This is a genomic window from Paraburkholderia unamae (genome assembly GCF_003268775.1).
In the GTDB taxonomy this organism is placed as follows: domain Bacteria; phylum Pseudomonadota; class Gammaproteobacteria; order Burkholderiales; family Burkholderiaceae; genus Paraburkholderia; species Paraburkholderia unamae.
Genome location: NZ_QLSU01000034.1, coordinates 46,955 through 67,400, shown reverse-complemented (window position 1 = coordinate 67,400; position 20,446 = coordinate 46,955). Strand labels below are relative to the sequence as shown.

Annotated in this window: 17 protein-coding genes; 6 read left to right on the top strand and 11 right to left on the bottom strand. The window is 66.5% G+C overall.

Going from position 1 to position 20,446, the window contains the following annotated elements:
• Window positions 1-31: 31 nt before the first annotated feature.
• The 3 genes from C7401_RS36835 to C7401_RS36825 all read right to left on the bottom strand — a co-directional run bounded on the left by C7401_RS36835 (window position 32) and on the right by C7401_RS36825 (window position 2,965).
• Window positions 32-1,015 carry a thiamine pyrophosphate-dependent dehydrogenase E1 component subunit alpha gene (locus C7401_RS36835; RefSeq protein ID WP_112176966.1) on the bottom strand — a complete coding sequence of 328 codons (984 nt, stop codon included), beginning with the start codon at window positions 1,013-1,015 and terminating at the stop codon, window positions 32-34.
• Window positions 1,016-1,078: 63 nt separating this feature from the next.
• On the bottom strand, window positions 1,079-1,855 hold the full coding sequence (locus C7401_RS36830) for an SDR family NAD(P)-dependent oxidoreductase (protein ID WP_112176965.1): 777 nt from the start codon (window positions 1,853-1,855) through the stop codon (window positions 1,079-1,081).
• Between the two features lie 48 nt (window positions 1,856-1,903).
• Window positions 1,904-2,965 carry an ATP-NAD kinase family protein gene (locus C7401_RS36825; protein ID WP_112176964.1) on the bottom strand — a complete coding sequence of 354 codons (1,062 nt, stop codon included), beginning with the start codon at window positions 2,963-2,965 and terminating at the stop codon, window positions 1,904-1,906.
• A 478-nt stretch (window positions 2,966-3,443) separates the two neighbouring features.
• Between C7401_RS36825 and C7401_RS36820 the strand changes: the two genes are divergently transcribed.
• The 3 genes from C7401_RS36820 (at window position 3,444) to C7401_RS36810 (ending at window position 6,911) form a co-directional block, all read left to right on the top strand.
• On the top strand, window positions 3,444-5,450 hold the full coding sequence (locus C7401_RS36820) for a sigma-54-dependent Fis family transcriptional regulator (protein WP_112176963.1): 2,007 nt from the start codon (window positions 3,444-3,446) through the stop codon (window positions 5,448-5,450).
• A gap of 312 nt (window positions 5,451-5,762) precedes the next feature.
• Window positions 5,763-6,374: a ComEA family DNA-binding protein gene (locus C7401_RS36815; protein ID WP_112176962.1), complete on the top strand. Its 612-nt coding sequence runs from the start codon at window positions 5,763-5,765 to the stop codon at window positions 6,372-6,374.
• Window positions 6,375-6,392: 18 nt separating this feature from the next.
• Entirely contained in the window at window positions 6,393-6,911 is a 519-nt protein-coding gene (locus C7401_RS36810) for a YidB family protein (protein WP_507763443.1), read from the top strand.
• A gap of 109 nt (window positions 6,912-7,020) precedes the next feature.
• On the opposite strand, the gene clpB is transcribed toward C7401_RS36810, so the two are convergent.
• Complete coding sequence (gene clpB / locus C7401_RS36805) at window positions 7,021-9,618, bottom strand: ATP-dependent chaperone ClpB (RefSeq protein ID WP_112176960.1); 2,598 nt, start codon at window positions 9,616-9,618, stop codon at window positions 7,021-7,023.
• A gap of 265 nt (window positions 9,619-9,883) precedes the next feature.
• Window positions 9,884-10,384 carry an Rrf2 family transcriptional regulator gene (locus C7401_RS36800; protein WP_112176998.1) on the bottom strand — a complete coding sequence of 167 codons (501 nt, stop codon included), beginning with the start codon at window positions 10,382-10,384 and terminating at the stop codon, window positions 9,884-9,886.
• A 193-nt stretch (window positions 10,385-10,577) separates the two neighbouring features.
• Between C7401_RS36800 and C7401_RS36795 the strand changes: the two genes are divergently transcribed.
• Entirely contained in the window at window positions 10,578-11,132 is a 555-nt protein-coding gene (locus tag C7401_RS36795; RefSeq protein WP_112176959.1) for a group III truncated hemoglobin, read from the top strand.
• A 104-nt stretch (window positions 11,133-11,236) separates the two neighbouring features.
• Here C7401_RS36795 and C7401_RS36790 read toward each other — a convergent pair whose 3' ends face one another.
• The 6 genes from C7401_RS36790 to C7401_RS36765 form a co-directional block, all read right to left on the bottom strand.
• Window positions 11,237-11,719, bottom strand: a complete 483-nt coding sequence (locus C7401_RS36790) for a molybdenum cofactor biosynthesis protein MoaE (protein WP_112176958.1) — start codon at window positions 11,717-11,719, stop codon at window positions 11,237-11,239.
• Between the two features lie 19 nt (window positions 11,720-11,738).
• Window positions 11,739-11,996, bottom strand: a complete 258-nt coding sequence (gene moaD, locus C7401_RS36785) for a molybdopterin converting factor subunit 1 (RefSeq protein WP_112176957.1) — start codon at window positions 11,994-11,996, stop codon at window positions 11,739-11,741.
• 11 nt (window positions 11,997-12,007) lie between these two features.
• Entirely contained in the window at window positions 12,008-13,240 is a 1,233-nt protein-coding gene (locus C7401_RS36780) for a molybdopterin molybdotransferase MoeA (RefSeq protein ID WP_112176956.1), read from the bottom strand.
• 293 nt (window positions 13,241-13,533) lie between these two features.
• On the bottom strand, window positions 13,534-14,985 hold the full coding sequence (thrC, locus tag C7401_RS36775) for a threonine synthase (RefSeq protein WP_112176955.1): 1,452 nt from the start codon (window positions 14,983-14,985) through the stop codon (window positions 13,534-13,536).
• Window positions 14,986-14,995: 10 nt separating this feature from the next.
• Window positions 14,996-16,327, bottom strand: coding sequence for a homoserine dehydrogenase (locus tag C7401_RS36770; protein WP_112176954.1), 1,332 nt, complete (start codon window positions 16,325-16,327; stop codon window positions 14,996-14,998).
• Window positions 16,328-16,398: 71 nt separating this feature from the next.
• The gene (locus C7401_RS36765; RefSeq protein WP_112176953.1) at window positions 16,399-17,637 is read right to left on the bottom strand and encodes a pyridoxal phosphate-dependent aminotransferase; all 1,239 of its coding nucleotides are present in this window, start codon (window positions 17,635-17,637) and stop codon (window positions 16,399-16,401) included.
• Between the two features lie 491 nt (window positions 17,638-18,128).
• Here C7401_RS36765 and C7401_RS36760 point away from each other — a divergent pair, with 491 nt between their 5' ends.
• Window positions 18,129-18,503 carry an Mth938-like domain-containing protein gene (locus C7401_RS36760; RefSeq protein ID WP_112176952.1) on the top strand — a complete coding sequence of 125 codons (375 nt, stop codon included), beginning with the start codon at window positions 18,129-18,131 and terminating at the stop codon, window positions 18,501-18,503.
• 178 nt (window positions 18,504-18,681) lie between these two features.
• Window positions 18,682-20,373 (top strand): glycosyltransferase family 39 protein, encoded by a 1,692-nt coding sequence (locus C7401_RS36755; protein ID WP_112176997.1) that lies wholly within the window; start codon window positions 18,682-18,684, stop codon window positions 20,371-20,373.
• Window positions 20,374-20,446 lie beyond the last annotated feature (73 nt).

Below are 20,446 nucleotides of genomic sequence, written 5' to 3'. Positions count from 1 at the left end.
CTGGAATCCTGATGACCTGAGTGCGTCGCGCTCAGGGATACGACACGTACACGTCGGTGAGCAGCGCCTCGGCCGGCGGCAGCGGTGCGGCCTTGGCCTGCATCACCGCGTCGTCGATCAGTTGCTTCACTTCGGCGTCCACCTTGCGCAGATCGTCGGCGCTCGCCAGTTCGGCGCGCACCACGCGCTCCTCGAAGCGCTTGAGGCAATCCTTTTCCTCGCGCAGCTTCTGCACTTCGCCGGGCGCGCGATACGTCTGCGCATCGCCCTCGAAGTGGCCGAAATAGCGCGAGAGTTTCATTTCCACGAGCGTCGGGCCACCGCCGTTGCGCGCGCGCGCAATGGCTTCACCCAAGGCCTCGTACACGGCGAAGAAGTCGAAGCCGTCGACGATCACGCCCGGCATGCCGAAGCCGTTCGCGCGGTCCGCGATGTTGTCGGCCGCAACCGACCACGTGGACGACGTCGCCTCGGCATAGCCGTTGTTCTCCGCGACGAAGATCACCGGCAGGCGCCACACCGAAGCCAGATTCATCGACTCGAAGATGACGCCCTGATTCGACGCGCCGTCGCCGAAAAAGCACACGCCCACGCCGCCCGTCTTCTTCTGCCTGGCGGCAAGCGCCGCGCCGCAGGTGAGCGGGCCGCCCGCGCCCACGATGCCGTTCGCACCGAGCATGCCCTTCGAAAGATCGGCGATATGCATCGAGCCGCCCTTGCCGCGGCACGAGCCCGTGGCCCGGCCGTAGATCTCGGCCATCATCTCGTGCACATCCACGCCCTTCGCGATGCAATGGCCGTGGCCACGGTGCGTGGTTGCAACGTAGTCCGAATCGTTCAGATGGCTCATCGTGCCGACTGCCGACGCCTCCTCACCCGCGTACAGGTGCACGAACCCCGGGATATCGCCGGTCGCGAACTCGACGTGCAAGCGTTCCTCGAATTCACGGATCGTGCGCATCGAGCGATACGCCGTGAGCAACTGCTCCCTGTTCAACTGCGTGTTGACTGACATGGTTGTCTCCTTGTCCGGTGTGTACGACGCTGGGTATGCCTGCTGCCGGAAATGCACCTGCTCCTAGTGAAAAGTGAAGCCGCCGTCGACGTTCACCGACTGGCCGGTGACGTTGTCCATCGTCGCGAAGAACAAGGCGAGCCGCCCCATGTCTTCCGGCGTTTGCGCGCGGCCCTGCGGAATAAGCGTGAGTTGATGGCGCTGCCACGATTGCTCGACGCTCTCGCCTTCGTTCTTCCATTCGTCCGAAAGCCGGTCCCACATATAGGTGCGCACGATGCCCGGGCAAATCGCGTTCACGGTGATGCCTTCGCGCGCCACTTCCTTGGCGAGCGCGTTGGTGAAGCCGACCACCGCGAACTTCGAGGCGCTGTAATGCGCGAGATTCGGAAAGCCCTCCTTGCCCGCAATCGACGCGACGTTGATGATGCGCCCGCGCTTTTGCATGCGCAGATGCGGCAACGCCGCCTTGCAGCCGAGGAACACCCCCTTCGCATTCACGCCCATCACGAAGTCCCAGTCCCGCTCGGTGAGTTCGGAGACCGGATGAATCGAGATCACGCCAGCGCAATTCACGAGGATGTCGAAGCCGCCGAGTTCGGAGAGCGCCTGCGACACCATCCCTTCGAGCTGGGCGGCCTGCGTGACATCGACCTTGCAGATGGCTGCGCGACGGCCAAGGGCGCGCACTTCTTCGGCCGTGGCGGCAAGCGGTTCTTCGAGCAGATCGGCGAGCAGCACGTCGGCTCCGGCCTGCGCGAGCGTGAGCGCAATGCCGCGGCCGATGCCGCGCGCGCCGCCGGTCACGATCGCGACCTGGCCTTTCAGGGGTGCGTCCATTCGGGTGTCTCCTTGTGGTGTTACGGGTCGAGGATGCAGAGGAAGGCGCTAGACGCGCGCCGCGGCTTCGCGCAACAACTGATGCGACGCCGCGTAACGCAGCGTGCGCGCGACATCCACGGTCAGCGGGCCGCGCCAGTCGAGCGTCACTTCGTAGCGGTCGCCGCGCGCGGGTTCGATCTCGCGCTCGCCGTCGAATGCGAGCGTGCCGTGACCGGCTTCGAGCGGCAGCGCGACGCCGACTTCGAGGCGCTGGCACGTGCGCATCGTCAGGCGTTCGATGCGGCCCGGCGCGATCGGTGCGAGCAACGGCACGCCCGCGCCCTCGGCGTCGCCCGCCTCCGCGAAGGTCATGTGCAAGCCATGCGACGCGTCGCGCGCAACCGGCGCCCACGCGCCGCCGATCGACGAGAGGCCGATACCGTCGGGCGGCGCGAAGGTGAGAAAAAGTGCTTCGATATCCGAACTGTCTGAAATGGCGCGTGCGCCGATGAAGGGCTGGCGCGCAACGCAGATGTCGACTAACGCAATTTCCTCGCGCCCGCGCGACGGTCCCTCCACGCAACGCGCCACGAGCCGCTTGTTGCGCACGAGCGCCGCCTCGGCGGGCACGGCGCCGGTCGCGACGAGCGCGCCCGCGAGCCCCGCCACGGTGGCTTCGCGCAGTTCGGGAAACGCATTGTTGGTGCCGGTGGAGAGCGCGAGCAATGGCGTCGCGCCGCAATGCGCCGCCACCGCGCGGTGCGTGCCGTCGCCGCCCAGCACCGCGATGAGCGCGACTTCCTCGCGCATCATGCGGGCGACACCGGCATGCGTGTCGGCAACGCTTTCGCTCATGGGCAAATCGACGAATTCGACTTCGGGCCAGGGTTCGCGCGCACCGATGGCCGCGTGAGTTTCGATGGCGCGCAGCAGCAAGGCGGCGACGCCGGTCTTGTCGCGCAGCGTGAGCACGCGCGAAACGCCGAGCGCGCCGAGCCCCGCGAGCAGGCGCACGACCATGTTCGCTTTCTCGGCGGTGGGAAAGACAGAGGCATGCGAGGTGAGGCGGCGGATGTCGCGCCCCGACGCGGGGTTCGCGATCACGCCTACGGTCACGGGCGTCGTCACGGGTTGTGTCTCCTGGTCCGCACGGCCGCGGGGGTCCGCACGAACTCGTCTGGATGGCGGCGCGCCTTGGCGTGCACCGCTCTTGCCCGCAGTATCTGCAAGCGTCATGCCACTAACGCCTGCTAAACCGCTTGCCGACGCTCAAGCCCGCCTGGCGGGCTTGAGCGGTCCGCGCACCGTGTCCGGCCGTCGCCCCGTTTAATGCGCCCGGCGTCTCAACAAGCGTCTCGAGCACGCGCGGCGCGTCGCAAAGTTCGTCCGCGCGAGCGGCGCAAGCGCGCCGCGGCCCCGTGCAGCCTGCCTGAGCGGCCGAGTCTGGCGCTTACGCAGGTGAGACGCCGCGCGCTGAGACGATCGTCTCAGGCGTCTCGCTTGCTGCGGTGCGGTGTGATCGCGCGCAAAGGATGTGCTAAAAAAGACTCCCGCCGAACGCTTTCCGGTCCGACGTTTCACCGTCCGCAGCCGTCTGGAACCGCTCATGCCCTACGCTCTTGCGTCTACCCGGCACGCCGAACGCGTGCGCGGCGCCGTGGAAGGCCGGCTCCCCGCGCCGTCCGACTCGCCGCGCCTCGTCTCGTCATGGCAGCGCTCGTTCGAGCGCTATCAGCTCGATCCCGGCTCCGTGATCGGGCCGCGCGTGCTGAGCGCGGCCGAGCTGCGTGAAATCCGCGATCGCGAGGAGTCCTTCCTGCGCGCCTCGGGCCAATGCCTCTCGCGCCTGCACGACATGGTGCGCGAGGCCGACTACTGCGTGATGCTCACCGACGGGCACGGCGTGACCATCGACTACCGCATCGACCGCGAGCGCCGCAACGACTTCAAGCACGCGGGGCTCTATATCGGCTCGTGCTGGTCGGAGAGCGAGGAAGGCACCTGCGGCATCGCGAACGTGCTCACCGATCTCGCGCCCATCACGGTTCACAAGACCGATCATTTCCGCGCCGCCTTCACCTCGCTCACGTGCAGCGCCGCGCCGATCTTCGCGCCGGGCGGCGAACTGATCGGCGTGCTCGACGCCTCGGCCGTGCAGTCTCCCGACAATCGCGAGAGCCAGCGCATCGTCAACCAGCTCGTGCGCCAGAGCGCGACGCTGATCGAGGACGGCTATTTCCTGCACCGTCTCGCAAGCTGCTGGATTCTCTTCGGTCACCAGAACCGCAATTACGTGGAGGCGCAGCCCGAACTGCTGATCGCCTTCGACGAGAACGGCAACGTGATCGCCGCGAACCGGCGCGCGCGTGAATGCATCGCGGGGCTCGAAGGCCCGCGTCACATCGACGAGATTTTCGATTCGTCGCACGTGCAATTGCGCGACATCGGGCGCATCGAAGCCATCGCCGCGCTGCGGCTGCGCTCGAACGGCTCGATGCTCTACGCGCGCATACGCGCGCCGCTCGGGCGCGGCGCAGGCACGGCGGCGCATGGCGCGATGCCGCTGCGGCGCGAAAACTCCGCCGCTGAGCGGGAATACGACCGTAGCGCGCTCGGCCCCTTCCTGCGCAGCGCCGACGCGCGCGTGGCCGAAAACGCGCGCATCGCCCAGCGTGTGGCGGGCAAACGCCTGCCGATCCTGCTGCTCGGCGAAACGGGCGCGGGCAAGGAAGTCTTCGCACGCGCGATTCACGACGCGAGCGCGCGCCGCAACCGGCCGTTCATCGCCGTCAATTGCGGGGCGCTGCCCGAATCGCTGATCGAGAGCGAGCTGTTCGGCTACGCACCGGGCGCGTTCACGGGCGCGCGCCGCCACGGCGCGCGCGGCAAGATCGCCATGGCCGACGGCGGGACGCTCTTTCTCGACGAGATCGGCGACATGCCACTCGCGCTCCAGACGCGCCTGCTGCGCGTGCTCGCCGAGGGCGAAGTGCTGCCGCTTGGCAACGAAGCGCCGGTGCGCGTCGATATCGACGTGATCTGCGCGACGCACCGCGACCTCGCACTCATGGCGAGCGCGGGCGCGTTCCGCGAGGATCTCTACTACCGCCTGAGCGGCGCTGTGCTCAGCCTGCCGCCCCTGCGCGAGCGCCGCGATATCGCAACGCTCATCGACACCGTGTTCGCCGAAGAAGCGCAGGCCGCCGCGCGCCCGCTCGCGCTCGACGCCACGCTCGCGGCTCGGCTCGCCGCCTTCGCGTGGCCCGGCAATCTGCGCCAGTTGCGCAACGCGATGCGCTACGCATGCGCCGTATGCGACACCGTGCTGGTCGAGGCGCGCCATCTGAGCGCGGATCTTGCGGCACGCCTGCCCATGCCGGACGCTCACGCGTGCGCGGCCTCGGCCCCGCCGCCAGCCATGTCCGCCGCCCATTCCACGCCGCTCATGCCTCTCGCCCCGCTCACGCCCGCCGCCGAGCGCGAGCGCATCGTCGCGGCGCTCACGGCGCACCGCTGGCGCCCCAACGCCGCTGCGCAGGCGCTCGGCATCTCGCGCGCGACGCTGTACCGGCGCATCGCGAAGCTCGGCATCGTCGGGCCACACCGCGCCTGAGCCGCATGGCAGACACGGCGCCTGCACCACACAGGCGCGTGCGGTGTCGTTGTTCGCGCTTCGAAAATACGTGTATTGCCTGTGGCTTCGCGTCGCGAAATTGCACAGAAGTATTAAATATTGTGCGGCGTGATTTACTTGCCACACATCGACCGGTATAAATCGAGCGCCCCCGATCCACGGATACGCCAACTGTCCTATTCTTGTACCGCAGCACCTGGGGCCCGTTCACGCTAATAACAGGCCCTGGACCGGATGCGTCTTCCGTTCCCGGCTAACTGAATCTGAATCGCCCTCAATGGAGTGATCGTCATGCTCAAGAAGCTGCTCATGCTGTTCCTCGCATTCGGTCTGTCGCTGTCCGCCGTGCTTGCCGCGGCCGTGGAAGTCAATACCGCCGACGAAACGGCGCTCGAATCCGTCAAGGGCATCGGCCCCGTGCACGCCAAGGCGATCATCGACGAACGCACGAAAAACGGCCCGTTCAAGGACGCCGACGACCTCGTGAACCGCGTCAAGGGCATTGGCCCGAAGTCGGTGCAGAATCTGGAGACGGCGGGCCTCACGATCAACGGCTCGGCAGCGCCGCCAGCAGGCAAGCCGGCCGCCTCGAAGAGCAGCAAGAGCGCCCCAACGGCGGCAACCGCAGCAACGACGGGGGCAACGGCAGGCGCGGCGCCGGCTGCCACGACGCCGAACCCGATGACGGCGCAGACGCCGGCGGCCACGACTACCGCATCGGACGCCACGGCGGCAAAATCGAAACACAAGAGCAAGAAGGACAAAACGGCTGCGGCCGCCAGCGCGCCTGAAGCGGGTTCGGCCGCCGCGGCGCCGGCCACGGCCTCGGACAGCAAGGCGAAAAAGCCGAAGAAGTCGAAAAAGAGCAAGGCGGCCTCCGACGCCGCCGCTTCCGGCGCGTAACGCGCGCCGGCACCTGACCTGCGGCGCGGCCTTTGCGCGCGCCGTCCGACTTACCGGCCGCGTCCCCCGACGCGGCCATCATTCAGAGAGATCGTCATGAGTCTGCTAGATACCCTCGGTTCCCTGCTCGGTTCGCAATCGCAACAGCAAGGCGGCGGCCAGGCGCAGCTTCTCGCCGCGGCCATGGAGTTCGTCAACAACCAGCCCGGCGGCCTGAGCGGCCTCATCCAGAAGTTCCAGCAAGGCGGCCTCGGTGACGTCGTGCAGTCGTGGGTCGGCAATGGCGAGAACCAGCCTGTCTCCGCCGATCAGATCCACAGCGTGCTCGGCTCGGACGCCGTTGCAGGCCTCGCGCAGAAGGTCGGCCTGCAACCCGACCAGGTGGGCGGCCTGCTCGCCCAGGTGCTGCCGCACGTGGTCAATGCCGGCACGCCCAATGGCGAAGTGCCCGCAGGCGGCCAGATCAACGCGGAAAGCGTGCTCGGCACGCTCGGCGGCCTCGCGTCGCTGTTCGGCGGCGGCAACAAGCAGGCCTGAGCGACGCTCACCGTGCCGGGTCGTCCCCGGCGCAGATAAAAAAAGGGCAACGGATCACTCCGTTGCCCTTTTTGCTTCACCACAGCACTACAGCGTGCCTGAACGCACCTTAATGCACGACGCGCTCGAACACGAGCTTACCGTCCTGGACGTCGACCGGAATCACATCCTTCGGCCCGAACTTGCCCGCGAGGATCAGCTTGGCGACCGGGTTCTCGATCTCCTGCTGGATCGCGCGCTTGAGCGGCCGCGCCCCGAACAGCGGGTCGTAACCGACCTTCGCGATCTGGCCGAGCGCTTCGTCGGACACCATCAACTCCATGTCGAGCTTCTCCAGACGCTCGCGCAGACGCTGCAACTGGATCTTCGCGATCGACTCGATGTTCGAACGATCGAGCGCATGGAACACCACGACCTCGTCGATCCGGTTCAGGAACTCGGGGCGGAACTGCTGCTTCACCTCGTTCCACACCGCGTCCTTCACGGCTTCCTGCGGCTCGCCCGCCATTGCCTGGATGAGGTGCGAACCGAGGTTCGACGTCATCACGATCACCGTGTTCTTGAAGTCCACGGTACGGCCCTGGCCATCGGTCATGCGGCCGTCGTCGAGCACTTGCAGCAGCACGTTGAACACGTCCGGGTGCGCCTTCTCGACTTCGTCGAGCAGGATCACGCTATACGGCTTGCGGCGCACGGCCTCGGTCAGATAGCCGCCCTCTTCGTAGCCCACGTAGCCCGGCGGCGCGCCGATCAAACGCGCGACGCTGTGCTTCTCCATGAACTCGCTCATGTCGATGCGGATGAGATGATCTTCCGCGTCGAACAGGAAGCCCGCCAGCGCCTTGCACAACTCGGTCTTGCCCACACCCGTCGGCCCAAGGAACAGGAACGAGCCGTAGGGCCGGTTCGGGTCCGCGAGACCGGCGCGCGAACGGCGGATCGCATCGGCCACCGCGGTGATCGCCTCGTCCTGGCCCACCACGCGCTCATGCAGCTTGTCTTCGATGAGCAACAGCTTTTCGCGCTCGCCCTGCATCATGCGCGAGACGGGAATGCCGGTGGAACGCGACACGACTTCCGCGATTTCCTCGGCGCCCACCTGCGTGCGCAGCAGACGATGACGCGACGGGCTGCTCTGCTCGTTCGCTTCGGCCTGCGTGACCTGCTTGAGTTGCGTTTCGAGCTCCGGCAGCCTGCCGTACTGCAATTCCGCGACCTTTTCGAGCTTGCCTTCGCGCTGGAACTTCGTGATCTCGGCGCGCACGCGGTCGATCTCTTCCTTGATCTGCGCACCGCCCTGCACCGCGGCCTTCTCGGCGGTCCAGATTTCTTCGAGGTCCTTATATTCGAGGCTCAGCCGATCGATTTCTTCCTCGATCAGTTGCAAACGCTTTTGCGACGCTTCGTCCTTCTCCTTCTTGACGGCCTCGCGCTCGATCTTCAACTGGATCAGGCGACGGTCGAGCTTGTCCATCTCTTCGGGCTTCGAATCGATTTCCATCTTGATCTTCGAAGCGGCTTCGTCGATCAGGTCGATGGCCTTGTCCGGCAGGAAGCGGTCGGTGATATAGCGATGCGAGAGCTCCGCCGCCGCGACGATCGCCGGGTCGGTGATTTCCACGCCGTGGTGCAGTTCGTACTTCTCCTTCAAACCGCGCAGGATCGCGATGGTCGCTTCGACCGACGGCTCATCGACCAGCACCTTCTGGAAGCGGCGCTCGAGCGCAGCATCCTTCTCGATGTACTTGCGATATTCGTCGAGCGTGGTCGCGCCGATGCAATGCAGTTCGCCGCGCGAAAGCGCCGGCTTGAGCATGTTGCCCGCGTCCATCGCGCCTTCGGCCTTGCCCGCGCCGACCATGGTGTGAATCTCGTCGATGAAGACGATGGTCTGGCCTTCATCCTTCGCGATGTCGTTGAGCACGGACTTCAGCCGCTCTTCGAATTCGCCGCGATACTTCGCGCCCGCGAGCAGCGCCGCCATGTCGAGCGAAAGCACGCGCTTGCCCTTGAGCGTTTCCGGCACTTCGCCGTTGACGATACGCTGCGCGAGACCTTCGACGATCGCCGTCTTGCCCACGCCCGGCTCGCCGATCAGCACCGGGTTGTTCTTGGTGCGGCGTTGCAGGATCTGGATCGAGCGGCGGATTTCGTCGTCGCGGCCGATCACGGGGTCGAGCTTGCCCGCGCGGGCGCGCTCGGTCAGATCGACCGTGTACTTCTTGAGCGCTTCGCGCTGGCTCTCGGCGTCCTGGCTATGCACCTGCGCACCGCCACGCACCGCGACGATCGCGGATTCGAGCGCCTTGCGCGTCAGGCCGTGCTGGCGCGCGAGGCGGCCCGCTTCGCCCTTGTCGTCGGCCACGGCGAGCAGGAACATTTCGCTCGCGATATACGTGTCGTTGAGCTTCTGCGCTTCCTTGTCCGCCTGGTTGAGCAGGCCCGCCAGCTCACGGCCGATCTGCACGTTGCCGTCGGTGCCCTGCACTTGCGGCAAGCGGTTGATGGCGTCGTTAAGCGCGTTCTGCAACGCCTGCACCTGCACCCCGGCGCGCGACATGAGCGAGCGCGCCGAGCCGTCCTGCTGCGCGACGAGCGCAGCCAGCAGGTGGGCGGGTTCGATGTACTGGTTATCGTGACCAACGGCGAGGCTTTGTGCGTCGGCGATGGCTTCCTGGAACTTGGTGGTGAGTTTGTCGATTCTCATTTAAAACGAGACCTCCAGATTTCTAGACTGTCACCAAATTTGAGGGGGGTCGCGCCGGTTTCAAGCGCTCTGGCGTCATTTTTTCCGATTTTTGGGATCGATGTGTGAAATGCCGCCAGCGGCAGCGCGGGCCGCAAGTCTGGAAATCAGGGAGGGAGGCACGGCGGCGGGCGCGTTCCGGCTGAGGCCGGATGGAGGGAACCGCGTGTGAAAGCGGGAGCCGAGGATGAAATACGTGTTTTGAAAAAAGGGGCGCAAGCGCCCCTCAATGCTCGCGCGAAGGCGCAGGGCGCGCCGGTTGCAGCCGCGGCATGAACTGGATCGGGGCGAGGCCGAGCAGCCCGGTAAGTTCGCCCGCCGGTTGCACGAGTTCGCCGATGGTATGGCGATCGAGCTCGGCCAGGAAAGCGTCGCGCGCCGCCGCCAGCGCGTGCTTGAGCCGGCACTGCGGCTCAATGACGCAGTTGCGGCGCTCGCCATGCTCGTCAGGAAAACATCCGACCAGCGCGAAATCGCTCTCGGTCTGCCGCACCACCGCGCCGACGCTCAGGTCGAGCGACGCCTGCGCGAGGCGCAAGCCGCCGTTGCGCCCGCGAATCGTGTCGATCCAACCCAGTTCGCCCAGGCGCTGCACGACTTTCATCAGATGATTTTTCGAGACGCCATACGCGTCCGAGATCTCCTGAATCGTCGCCAGGCTGTCACGACGCAACGCGAGATACAGCATCACGCGTAACGAATAGTCGGTGTAGTCGGTCAGTCTCATGGCGATGGCGGCGCGGGTGACAGAAACCATACATTAACATGCAGATAGCATGCAGGTTTTGCCCGGACTGGGTATCATGCGCTTTTCGTCTTGCCTGGCACCCGGAATACCGTGCGGCCCAGCGCCGCATCGTGTCGACGCACGGCCGCCGGCTACACTCCCGGCCACCTCAGGCAGAAATGCAGGCACCGCAATGACCCGCCCCGACGCAAGCAGCGCTTCCCCGCTGCACGCCCAGCCCACCGAAGAGAACATCCGCGAACTCGTCTACGCGTTCTACGATCGCGTGCGTGAAGACGCAATGCTCGGCCCGGTATTCGACGGCGTGCTGGCCGGTCGCTGGGACGAGCACCTGCCGAAGATGTGCCGCTTCTGGTCGAGTCTCGTGCTCGGCACCAAGACCTACCGCGGCAATGTGCAGCAGGCCCACGACCCCGTGCCCGGCGTCGAGCCGCAGCACTTCAGCCGCTGGCTTTATCTCTTTCTCGATACGGTGCAGGGGCGCTACGCGCCTGCGGCGGCGGTGCAGTTCATGGAACCCGCCCTGCGCATCGCGCAGAGTCTGCAACTGAGCCGCTTCGGCTGGGACTATACGATTCCGCCCGAACAGCAGGCGCTGCTGGAGCGCGTGGCCCCGCGCCGCCGCCCCGCCGGACACGATCTGCCTGACCGTCCGGCCGGCGAGCCGTTCCCGACCCGCATCATTGGCCGCTCGATGGACGTCGACGAAAGCGCCCCGGCGGAGTGAGCGCGTCTGCCTTCGACTGAGGGAATGACCAGGCGGTTAGTTGCATTAGATGGACCCAAGCGGGTGCCGATAAACCGTTGCGCACTCCGCCTGGCGAAAACCGCCTACTTCGGCTCTCCGGATACATTCCCCGACACCACGCCCCACCTGGCCAGCGCCGCATCGTCGCTCTCGCGCGCATCGACCCAGCGCGCGCCCTGCTCCGTCCCTTCCTTCTTCCAGAACGGCGCCTCGGTCTTGAGATAGTCCATCACGAACTCGCAGGACGCGAAGGCGTCGCCGCGATGCTTCGAGGTGGTCGCGACCAGCACGATCTGATCGAGCGGCGCGAGCTTGCCCACCCGGTGCACGATCAGCACCTCGATGCCCGCCCAGCGCCGCTGTGCCGCAAGAGCGATCGCTTCCAGCGCCTTTTCGGTCATGCCCGGATAGTGCTCGAGTTCGAGCGAGGCGATCGTGCTGCCGTCGTTCAGGTCGCGCACGGTGCCGACGAAGCACGCCACCGCGCCGATCGCCGGATTGCGCGCACGCAACTGCGCGACTTCGGTGCTGAGGTCGAAATCTTCCGTTTGTACGCGTACGGGCATGGCGAGTCTCCTGTGGCGCTCAGCCGCCCGTCACCGGCGGGAAGAACGCGACTTCACAGCCCTCGGTGATCCGCGTGCGCGGGTCGGTCATCACGTGGTTGCAGGCCATGCGCAGCGCGCGGCCTTCCGCCAGCGTTTCGGCCCACACGCCGCCGCGCGCGCGCAGCCAGCCGCGCACGTCGCCGACCGTCACGATGCCGTCCGGCAGCGTGACCGTTTCGTCCGCGACACCCAGTGCCTCGCGCACGCTCGCAAAAAATTTCAACTGGATCTTCATCGGCTAAAGGCTCAGTACAGCAATTCGGTGAACGGAATGAAGCGCACGGTCTCGCCCGCGCTGATGGCGTGGTTCGGCGGATTGTCGATGAGGCCGTCGCCCCACACCGTGGAGGTCAGCACGGCCGAGCTCTGGTTCGAGAACAGGTCGAGACCGCCTGCCGGATTCACGCGCGCGCGCAGGAATTCGTTGCGGCGATCGCTCTTCGACTGGGTGAAGTCGGCGCGCAGGGAGAGCGCGCGCGGGCTCACGTGCGTTGCACCCGCGAGGCGCAGCAGGAACGGGCGCACGAACAGCAGGAAGGTGACGAAGCTTGACACCGGGTTGCCCGGCAGCCCGATGAAAAATGCCTCGCCGCCCGGCTTGCTGTCCGCACCCGCCTCCTGTGCACGACGCACCGCGCCGAACGCGAGCGGCTTGCCCGGCTTCATGGCGATCTGCCAGAGGTTGATGCGGCCTTCGGCTTCCACGGCGGGACGGACATGATCCTCCTCGCCCACCGACACGCCACCCGACGTGAGAATGAGATCGTGCGCGGCGGCGGCTTCGCGCAGCGTCGCGCGCGTGACGTCGAGCTGGTCCGGCACGATGCCATAGTCGGTCACGTCGCAACCGAGGTTGCGCAGCAGGCCCGTGAGCGTGAAGCGGTTCGAGTTGTAGATCGCGCCGGGCTTGAGCGGCTCGCCGGGCATGGTCAGCTCGTCGCCGGTGAAGAACACGGCAACCTTCACGCGGCGCACGACCGTGAGCGTGGCGCAGCCCACCGATGCGGCCAGTCCGAGAGCCGCCGGCGTGAGCCGCGTGCCCGCAGGCAGGATCACCGTGTTTTTGCGGATGTCCGCGCCCTGCGCCGTGATCCATTCGCCCGCCTTGGGCGTGTGCAGGAAGGTGACGGCGCCGTCGGCGGCTTCGGTCTGCTCCTGCATCACCACGGCGTCGGCGCCCGGCGGCACCGTCGCACCCGTGAAGATGCGCGCCGCCGTGCCCGCCGCAAGCGCCTCGGGCGCGTGGCCCGCGGGAATGCGCTGCGACACCGGCAAGTGGCGGCTGCCCTGCGCGAGGTCGGCCACGCGCACCGCGTAGCCGTCCATCGCGCTCGTGTTCATCGGCGGCACGTCGAGCGGCGAAACGACGTCGGCGGCCAGGACGCGGTTCAATGCGTCGAAGGTCGAGAGCGTTTCGGTACCCGCAAGCGGCTGCGCCGCCGCGAGCAGCGTGGCGAGAGCATCGGCGGTGGACAGCATGGGCGCGCGCGGCGCGGCGGATGACGGGGACGTAGGCGTGGACATCGAGCTTGTCTCGGAGTCGGCGGGTGGGCCGCCAGCAGCGGTTGGTCTGCCGTTATTGTAGCGGCGCGAGGGGCGCGCTGTGCCTTATGCCGTGGATCGGCTCCCCGGGAGCGCCGTGGATCGGCTGGGGTCTTGCAGCGCCCGGCTCTGGGGAGCGCGGGCGCGCGGCCTGGTGTGGCGGCCTTCGAGGGATCGGCGTGCCGGGGACAGACGCGGGTCGGGCCCCGGCAGCATCGATCAGTGCACCATCAATCCGCGGTATGCGCGGCGATGTAGTCCTTCACGCGCTTCGCGTCGGCGGGCACGACTTCGAAGCGCTGCGGCAGCGCTTCCAGCCCGTCGAACGCCGCCGGACGTTCCGGCTCGCGGTCGAGCGCTTCGCGAATCGTCTCGCCGAACTTCACCGGCTGCGCGGTTTCCAGCACGATCATCGGCACACCCGGTTGCAGGTGCTCGCGCGCGACCTTCACGCCGTCGGCCGTGTGGGTGTCGATCATCGTCTTGTAACGCGTGTAGACGTCGCGAATCGTCGCGATGCGGTCTTCGTGGCTGCTGCGGCCCGACACGAAGCCGAACTGCTGCACGCGCACGAAGTCGCCGCTCGCCGCGAGATCGAAACCGCCCTTCTCCTCCACGTCGCGGAACAATTGCGTTACGCGCGCCGGGTCGCGGCCGAGCAGGTCGTACACGAAGCGCTCGAAGTTCGACGCCTTCGAGATGTCCATGCTCGGGCTCGTCGTGTGGTACGTCTCGGCCGAAGCGCGCACGCGATAAATGCCCGTGCGGAAGAACTCGTCGAGCACGTCGTTCTCGTTCGTGGCGACCACGAGCTTTTCGATCGGCAGGCCCATCATGCGCGCGATATGGCCCGCGCACACGTTGCCGAAGTTGCCCGAGGGCACCGTGAACGACACGCGCTCGTCGTTGGACTTCGTCGCCGCGAAGTAACCGGCGAAGTAGTACACGACCTGGGCCACGACGCGTGCCCAGTTGATCGAATTGACCGTGCCGATCTTCTGCTGCGCCTTGAACGCGTGATCGTTCGACACGGCCTTGACGATGTCCTGGCAGTCGTCAAACACACCTTCCACGGCCAGGTTGAAGATGTTCGGGTCTTGCAGGCTGAACATCTGCGCCGTCTGGAACGCGCTCATTTTCTTGTGCGGCGAAAGCATGAATACGCGCACGCCCTTCTTGCCGCGCATGGCGTATTCGGCGGCGCTGCCGGTGTCGCCGGAAGTCGCGCCGAGAATGTTCAGCTCCTGGCCGGCCTTCGCAAGCGTGTACTCGAACAGGTTGCCGAGCAGCTGCATCGCCATGTCCTTGAACGCGAGCGTCGGGCCGTTCGAGAGTTCGAGCAGCGAAAGCTGCGCGCCATTTTCCTCGCCGAGCGTGGTGAGCGGCGTGATCTTGCTCGCGTCTTCGCCGTGGCGCACGTTGCGGTACGTGGCGGCCGTGTAGGTGCGGCGCGTGATGTCGCGCAGGTCCTCAGCGGGAATGTCGGCGGCGAACTTCGAAAGGATCTCGAACGCGAGATCCGCGTACGAGAGGCCGCGCCAGCGCGCGAGTTCTTCCTTGCCGATTTGCGGATACGCGGCCGGCAGATAGAGTCCGCCGTCGCGCGCGAGGCCGCCCAGCAGGATGTCCGAAAACGAATGATGCTCGCCGGCGCCCGCGCCGCGCGTAGATACGTAATTCATAGCCCTTGCCTTAGTTCAGTCCTTCCATGCGCAGCTTCGTGACCTGCGACTTCACCGTCGCGAGCTTCTCGATTTGCGCGATCGCCGCATTGACGTTCTTCTCGACCGTCTCGTGCGTGATCAGGATGATGTCGGTTTCCGCCTTGCCCTGCGCGTCGACCTGCTCCGCTTCCTTTTGCAGCAGCGCGTCGATCGAAATGCCGCTGTCGGCCAGGATGCGCGTGATGGCTGCCATCACGCCGGTCTGGTCGGCCACGCGCAGGCGCAGGTAGTAGCCGCTCGTGACTTCTTCGATCGGCAGGATCGGCGTGTTCGAGAGGCTGTCCGGCTGGAACGCCAGATGCGGCACGCGGTGCTCGGGGTCGGCCGTGTGCAGACGCGTGACGTCCACGAGGTCGGCGACCACGGCCGAGGCCGTCGGCTCGGCCCCCGCGCCCTTGCCGTAGTACAGCGTCGTGCCGACGGCGTCGCCGTGCACGACCACCGCGTTCATCGCGCCTTCCACGTTCGCGAGCAGGCGCTTGGCCGGGATCAGCGTGGGATGCGTGCGCAGCTCGATGCCCTTCTCCGTGCGGCGCGCGATGCCGAGCAGCTTGATGCGATAGCCCAGCTCTTCCGCGTACTTGATGTCGATGGCGTCGAGCTTGCTGATGCCTTCCACGTAAGCCTTGTCGAACTGCACGGGCACGCCGAACGCGATCGCGCTCATGATCGTGGCCTTGTGCGCGGCGTCCACGCCTTCGATGTCGAAGGTCGGATCGGCTTCGGCGTAGCCCAGCTCCTGCGCGGCCTTCAGTGCGGTCGCGAAGTCGAGCCCGCGCTCACGCATTTCCGAGAGGATGTAGTTCGTCGTGCCGTTGATGATGCCGGCGATGTACTGGATGCGGTTGGCCGTGAGACCTTCGCGCAGCGCCTTGATGATGGGGATGCCGCCCGCCACCGCCGCTTCGAACGCGACCATCACGCCCTTGGCGCGCGCCGCTTCGAAGATCTCGGTGCCGTGCACCGCCAGCAGCGCCTTGTTCGCCGTGACGACATGCTTGCCATTGGCAATGGCGCGCAGCACGAGATCCTTGGCGAGCGTCGTGCCGCCGATCATTTCGGCGACGATCGAAATCGACGCGTCGTCGACCACGGCGTTGAAGTCGGTCGTCAGGTCGACGGTGCCCGCTTCGCTGCCGAGCGCCGCCGTGGCCTTGGCCGGGTTGCGCACGGCGATGCGCGCGACCTCGATGCCGCGGCCCGCGCGGCGTTTGATTTCTTCCTGGTTGCGGCGCAGTACCGTGAAGGTGCCGCTGCCCACCGTGCCGAAGCCCAAGAGACCTACTTTGATCGGATCCATGCAGCGTGTGTTCGTCCAAGTGTTTGAAAAGGGGATGCGTGTTGCTCGCTCAGGTGCGGCTCAGTTACGACTCAGGTGCCGTGCCGCTGGCGATAGCCGTCGAGGAAGCGCGCGATGCGGTTGATCGAGTCGGTCAGGTCGTCGACGTTCGGCAGGAACACCACGCGGAAGTGGTCCGGCTGCTTCCAGTTGAAGCCCGTGCCCTGCACGAGCAGCACGCGCTCCTGCAAGAGCAGGTCGAGAATGAACTGCTGGTCGTTCTCGATCGGATAAAGCTTCGGGTCGAGGCGCGGGAACATGTAGAGCGCCGCCTCCGGCTTCACGCAGGTCACGCCCGGGATGGCCGTGAGCATGTTGTACGCCAGCTCGCGCTGCCGATAGAGGCGACCGCCCGGCTGGATCAGCTCGTTGATGCTCTGGTAGCCGCCCAACGCCGTCTGGATCGCGTACTGGCCCGGCACGTTCGCGCACAGGCGCATCGACGCCAGGATGCCGAGACCTTCCGTGTAGTCTTTCGAGCGGCGCCGGTTCTCCCCCGTCATGCCCGAGAGGAACATCCAGCCCGCGCGATAGCCACAGGCACGATAGCTCTTCGAGAGGCTGTTGAGCGTGACGGTGATCACGTCTTCGGAGAGCGAGCCGAGCGCCGTGTGCGTCTTGCCGTCGTAGATGATCTTGTCGTAGACCTCATCGGCGAAGAGGATCAGGCCGTGCTCGCGCGCGATCGCCACCAGGCCGCGCAGCAGCTCGTCCGAGTAGAGCGCGCCGGTCGGGTTGTTCGGGTTGATCACGACGATCGCACGCGTGTTCGGCGTGATCTTCGAGCGGATATCGTCCAGATCGGGCATCCACGCGTTCGATTCGTCGCAGATGTAATGCACGGGCGTGCCGCCCGAAAGGCTTACCGCCGCGGTCCAGAGCGGATAGTCGGGCGCGGGCAGCAACACCTCGTCGCCGTCGTTCAGGAGCGCCTGCATGGCCATCACGATCAGCTCGGACGCGCCGTTGCCGATATAGATGTCGTCGAGCTCGACGCCCTTGACGCCCTTTTGCTGCGCGTAATGCATGATCGCCTTGCGCGCGGCGAACACGCCCTTCGAATCCGAATAGCCCGAGGAGCCCGGCAGGTTCAGGATCATGTCCTGGATGACCTCGTCGGGCGCGTCGAAACCGAACGGCGCGAGATTGCCGATGTTCAGCTTGATGATGCGGTGGCCTTCTTCTTCGAGGCGCTTCGCATGCTCGAGTACCGGCCCGCGAATGTCGTAGCAGACGTTCTGTAGCTTGTTGGATTTGAGAATCGGTTTCACGGCGGGCTATCAGTAAAATGCGGTGAGATGCGAGTAAAAAGGGCTGAAACAGCTTGACCGCGCGGCTTGACCGGACGGCGGAGGCGCTTTGGCTGGCAAGACGGGCGGGCGTCGACGGGACGAAAGCGGCGCACCGTTGGTGCAGGAGGAGCACCGTGCGCAATGCGTGACCCGCCACGGCCGCCCCGGCAGCTCGTGGCTGCTTTCGCCCGGCGCGCGGATGGGCGCGAGGCTCTCGACCTGTGGCCGCCGACGCAGCGGCAGCTAAAAAGCTATAATTTAGCGGATTTTGGCCAACTTCCGCAATGCGCAATCGGTCCGAACGTGAGTCTGATGGCGGCCCGCGACACCGGTCCCGATGCGGATCTCCACGCGGATCCCCACGCGGGTTCCGAACCCGCCAGGAATGAGGCAGCGACCGGCCGGCGTCGACACCGGCCATACGCGCCCCGGTTGCGCACCCGAACCGCCCCAACCCCGGAACTCCCGTTTTGAAACTACACCAGGACTCCAGCGGCGCACTCAATACCGTCACCGGCTACGGCGCCGACTATGTCGAAGTGAACCTCGAACGCCACACGGGCAGCATCATCATGATGCCCGACTCGCCGGTCACGCCCTGGCCGGTTCACGCGTTCGACGCCCTGACCCCCGAACTTTTCGACATGCTGCTCCCGCTCGCCCCCGAAGTGGTGGTGTTCGGCAGCGGCGACCGGCTGCGCTTTCCTCACCCGCGCCTGACGGCGGCGCTGGCCGCGAAACGCATCGGCGTCGAGGCGATGGACTTCAAGGCCGCCTGCCGCACCTACAACATCCTCATGGCCGAAGGCCGCCGCGTGGCGGTCGCCCTTCTGATCGAAAGCTGACCCGGCTTAAGCTTGCCATCAGGTCGCCGCGCGGCGACGTAGTACACTTGCGCGCCGCGTGCGCTCCCCGCTGGTGGATCCGTCTGTGCGCCTGCCGGCGCGCGCCGGGCATGACAGCGCGCGAGCGCACTACCCGAACCTCGACCGCAACGACTGCAACAAGAACAGGCTGAAACCCATGAACGATACGCCATCGAGGCTACCGCTCAACCGCAGCGCGATCCTGCTCCTGATCCTCGCCCTCGCCGTGATCTGGTTCGTGCCGCTCGGCTGGCGCCACCTGCTGCCGAGCGACGAAGGCCGCTACGCCGAAATGGCGCGCGAGATGTTCGCGACCGGCGACTGGATCACGCCGCGCTACAACGGCTACAAGTATTTCGAGAAGCCGCCGCTGCAAACCTGGATGAACGCGCTCACCTTCGCGTGGTTCGGCATCGGCGAATGGCAGGCGCGCCTCTATACAGCGCTCACCGGCTTCGCCGGCGTGCTGCTGGTCGGCTTCACCGGCGCGCGCGTATTCAACGCCGCCACGGGCTTCTTCGCGGCGGTCGTGCTCGCCTGCGCGCCGTACTGGAACCTGATGGGCCACTTCAACACGCTCGACATGGGCCTGTCGTTCTGGATGGAGCTCACGCTGTGCGCGCTGTTGCTCGCGCAGCGCCCCAACCTGCCCAAAGGCAACGTGCGCCTGTGGATGTGGGTGTGCTGGGCGGCCATGGCGATGGCGGTGCTTTCCAAGGGCCTGGTCGGCCTGATCCTGCCGGGCGCGGTGCTCGTGCTCTACACGGGGATCTCGCGCGACTGGGGGCTCTGGAAGCGGCTCTATCTGGTGAGCGGCCTGATCGTGTTCTTCGCGATCGTCGCGCCGTGGTTCATCCTCGTGCAGCAGCGCAACCCCGAGTTCTTCAACTTCTTCTTTATCGTCCAGCAGTTCCAGCGCTACCTCACGCCTGCGCAGAACCGCCCCGGCCCGGTCTACTACTTCGTGCCCGTCATGCTGGTGGGCTTCCTGCCGTGGCTCTCCGTGAGCGTGCAGAGCGTGCGCCACGCGCTGCGCACGCCGCGTCAGCCCAACGGTTTCTCGCCCGTCACGCTGCTGCTCGTGTGGACGGTATTCATCTTCGTGTTCTTCAGCGCCTCGCACTCGAAGCTGATCTCCTACACGCTGCCAATCGCGCCGCCGCTCGCGCTCATCATCGGCATGTATCTGCCGCTCATGACGCGCGCGCAGTGGAGCCGCCATCTCGCGGGCTATGCGCTGCTCGCCGTCGCGCTCATGGCGGGCTCGTTCGTCCTCACCCGGCTTGGCGACTCGCGCAATCCGAACGCGCTTTACCGCGAGTTCCAGGTGTGGGTGTTTGCCGCAGCGGCGGTGGCTTTCGTCGGCACCATGATCGGCCTGCGCCTGAACCGCGCGAAGCGCACGCCCGACACCGGCGCGCGCGCGCCCGCGCTCGCGCTGGGCACCGCATGGCTGCTGCTCGCGACCATCGCGGGCACGGGCCACGATGTGTTCGGCACGCTCAGTTCGGGCGCACCGCTCGCGCCCGCCGTGCGCGCCGCCATCGCGAAGCTGCCGCCCGACACGCCGTTCTACTCCGTGGGCGTGCTCGACCACACGATGCCCTTCTACGTGTGTCACACGATGACGATGGTGGAAGTGACCGACGAGCTGGCCTTCGGCATCTCCGAAGAACCGCAAAAATGGGTGCCGACCGTCGCCGATTGGGAGGCGCGCTGGAAGTCCGAGCGCTACGCGCTCGCGCTGATCCCCGTGCGACGCTACGAGGAACTCGCCGCGCAGGGCCTGCCGATGCAGGTGATCGCGCGCGACTCGCGCCGCGTGATCGTCGAGAAACCACAATCCTGAGCGCCGCGAGGCCCCGGTTAGCGCATGCGCGATAATCGGGGCGGCCCGCCTGGTGCGGCGGCCAAGGTGCGCC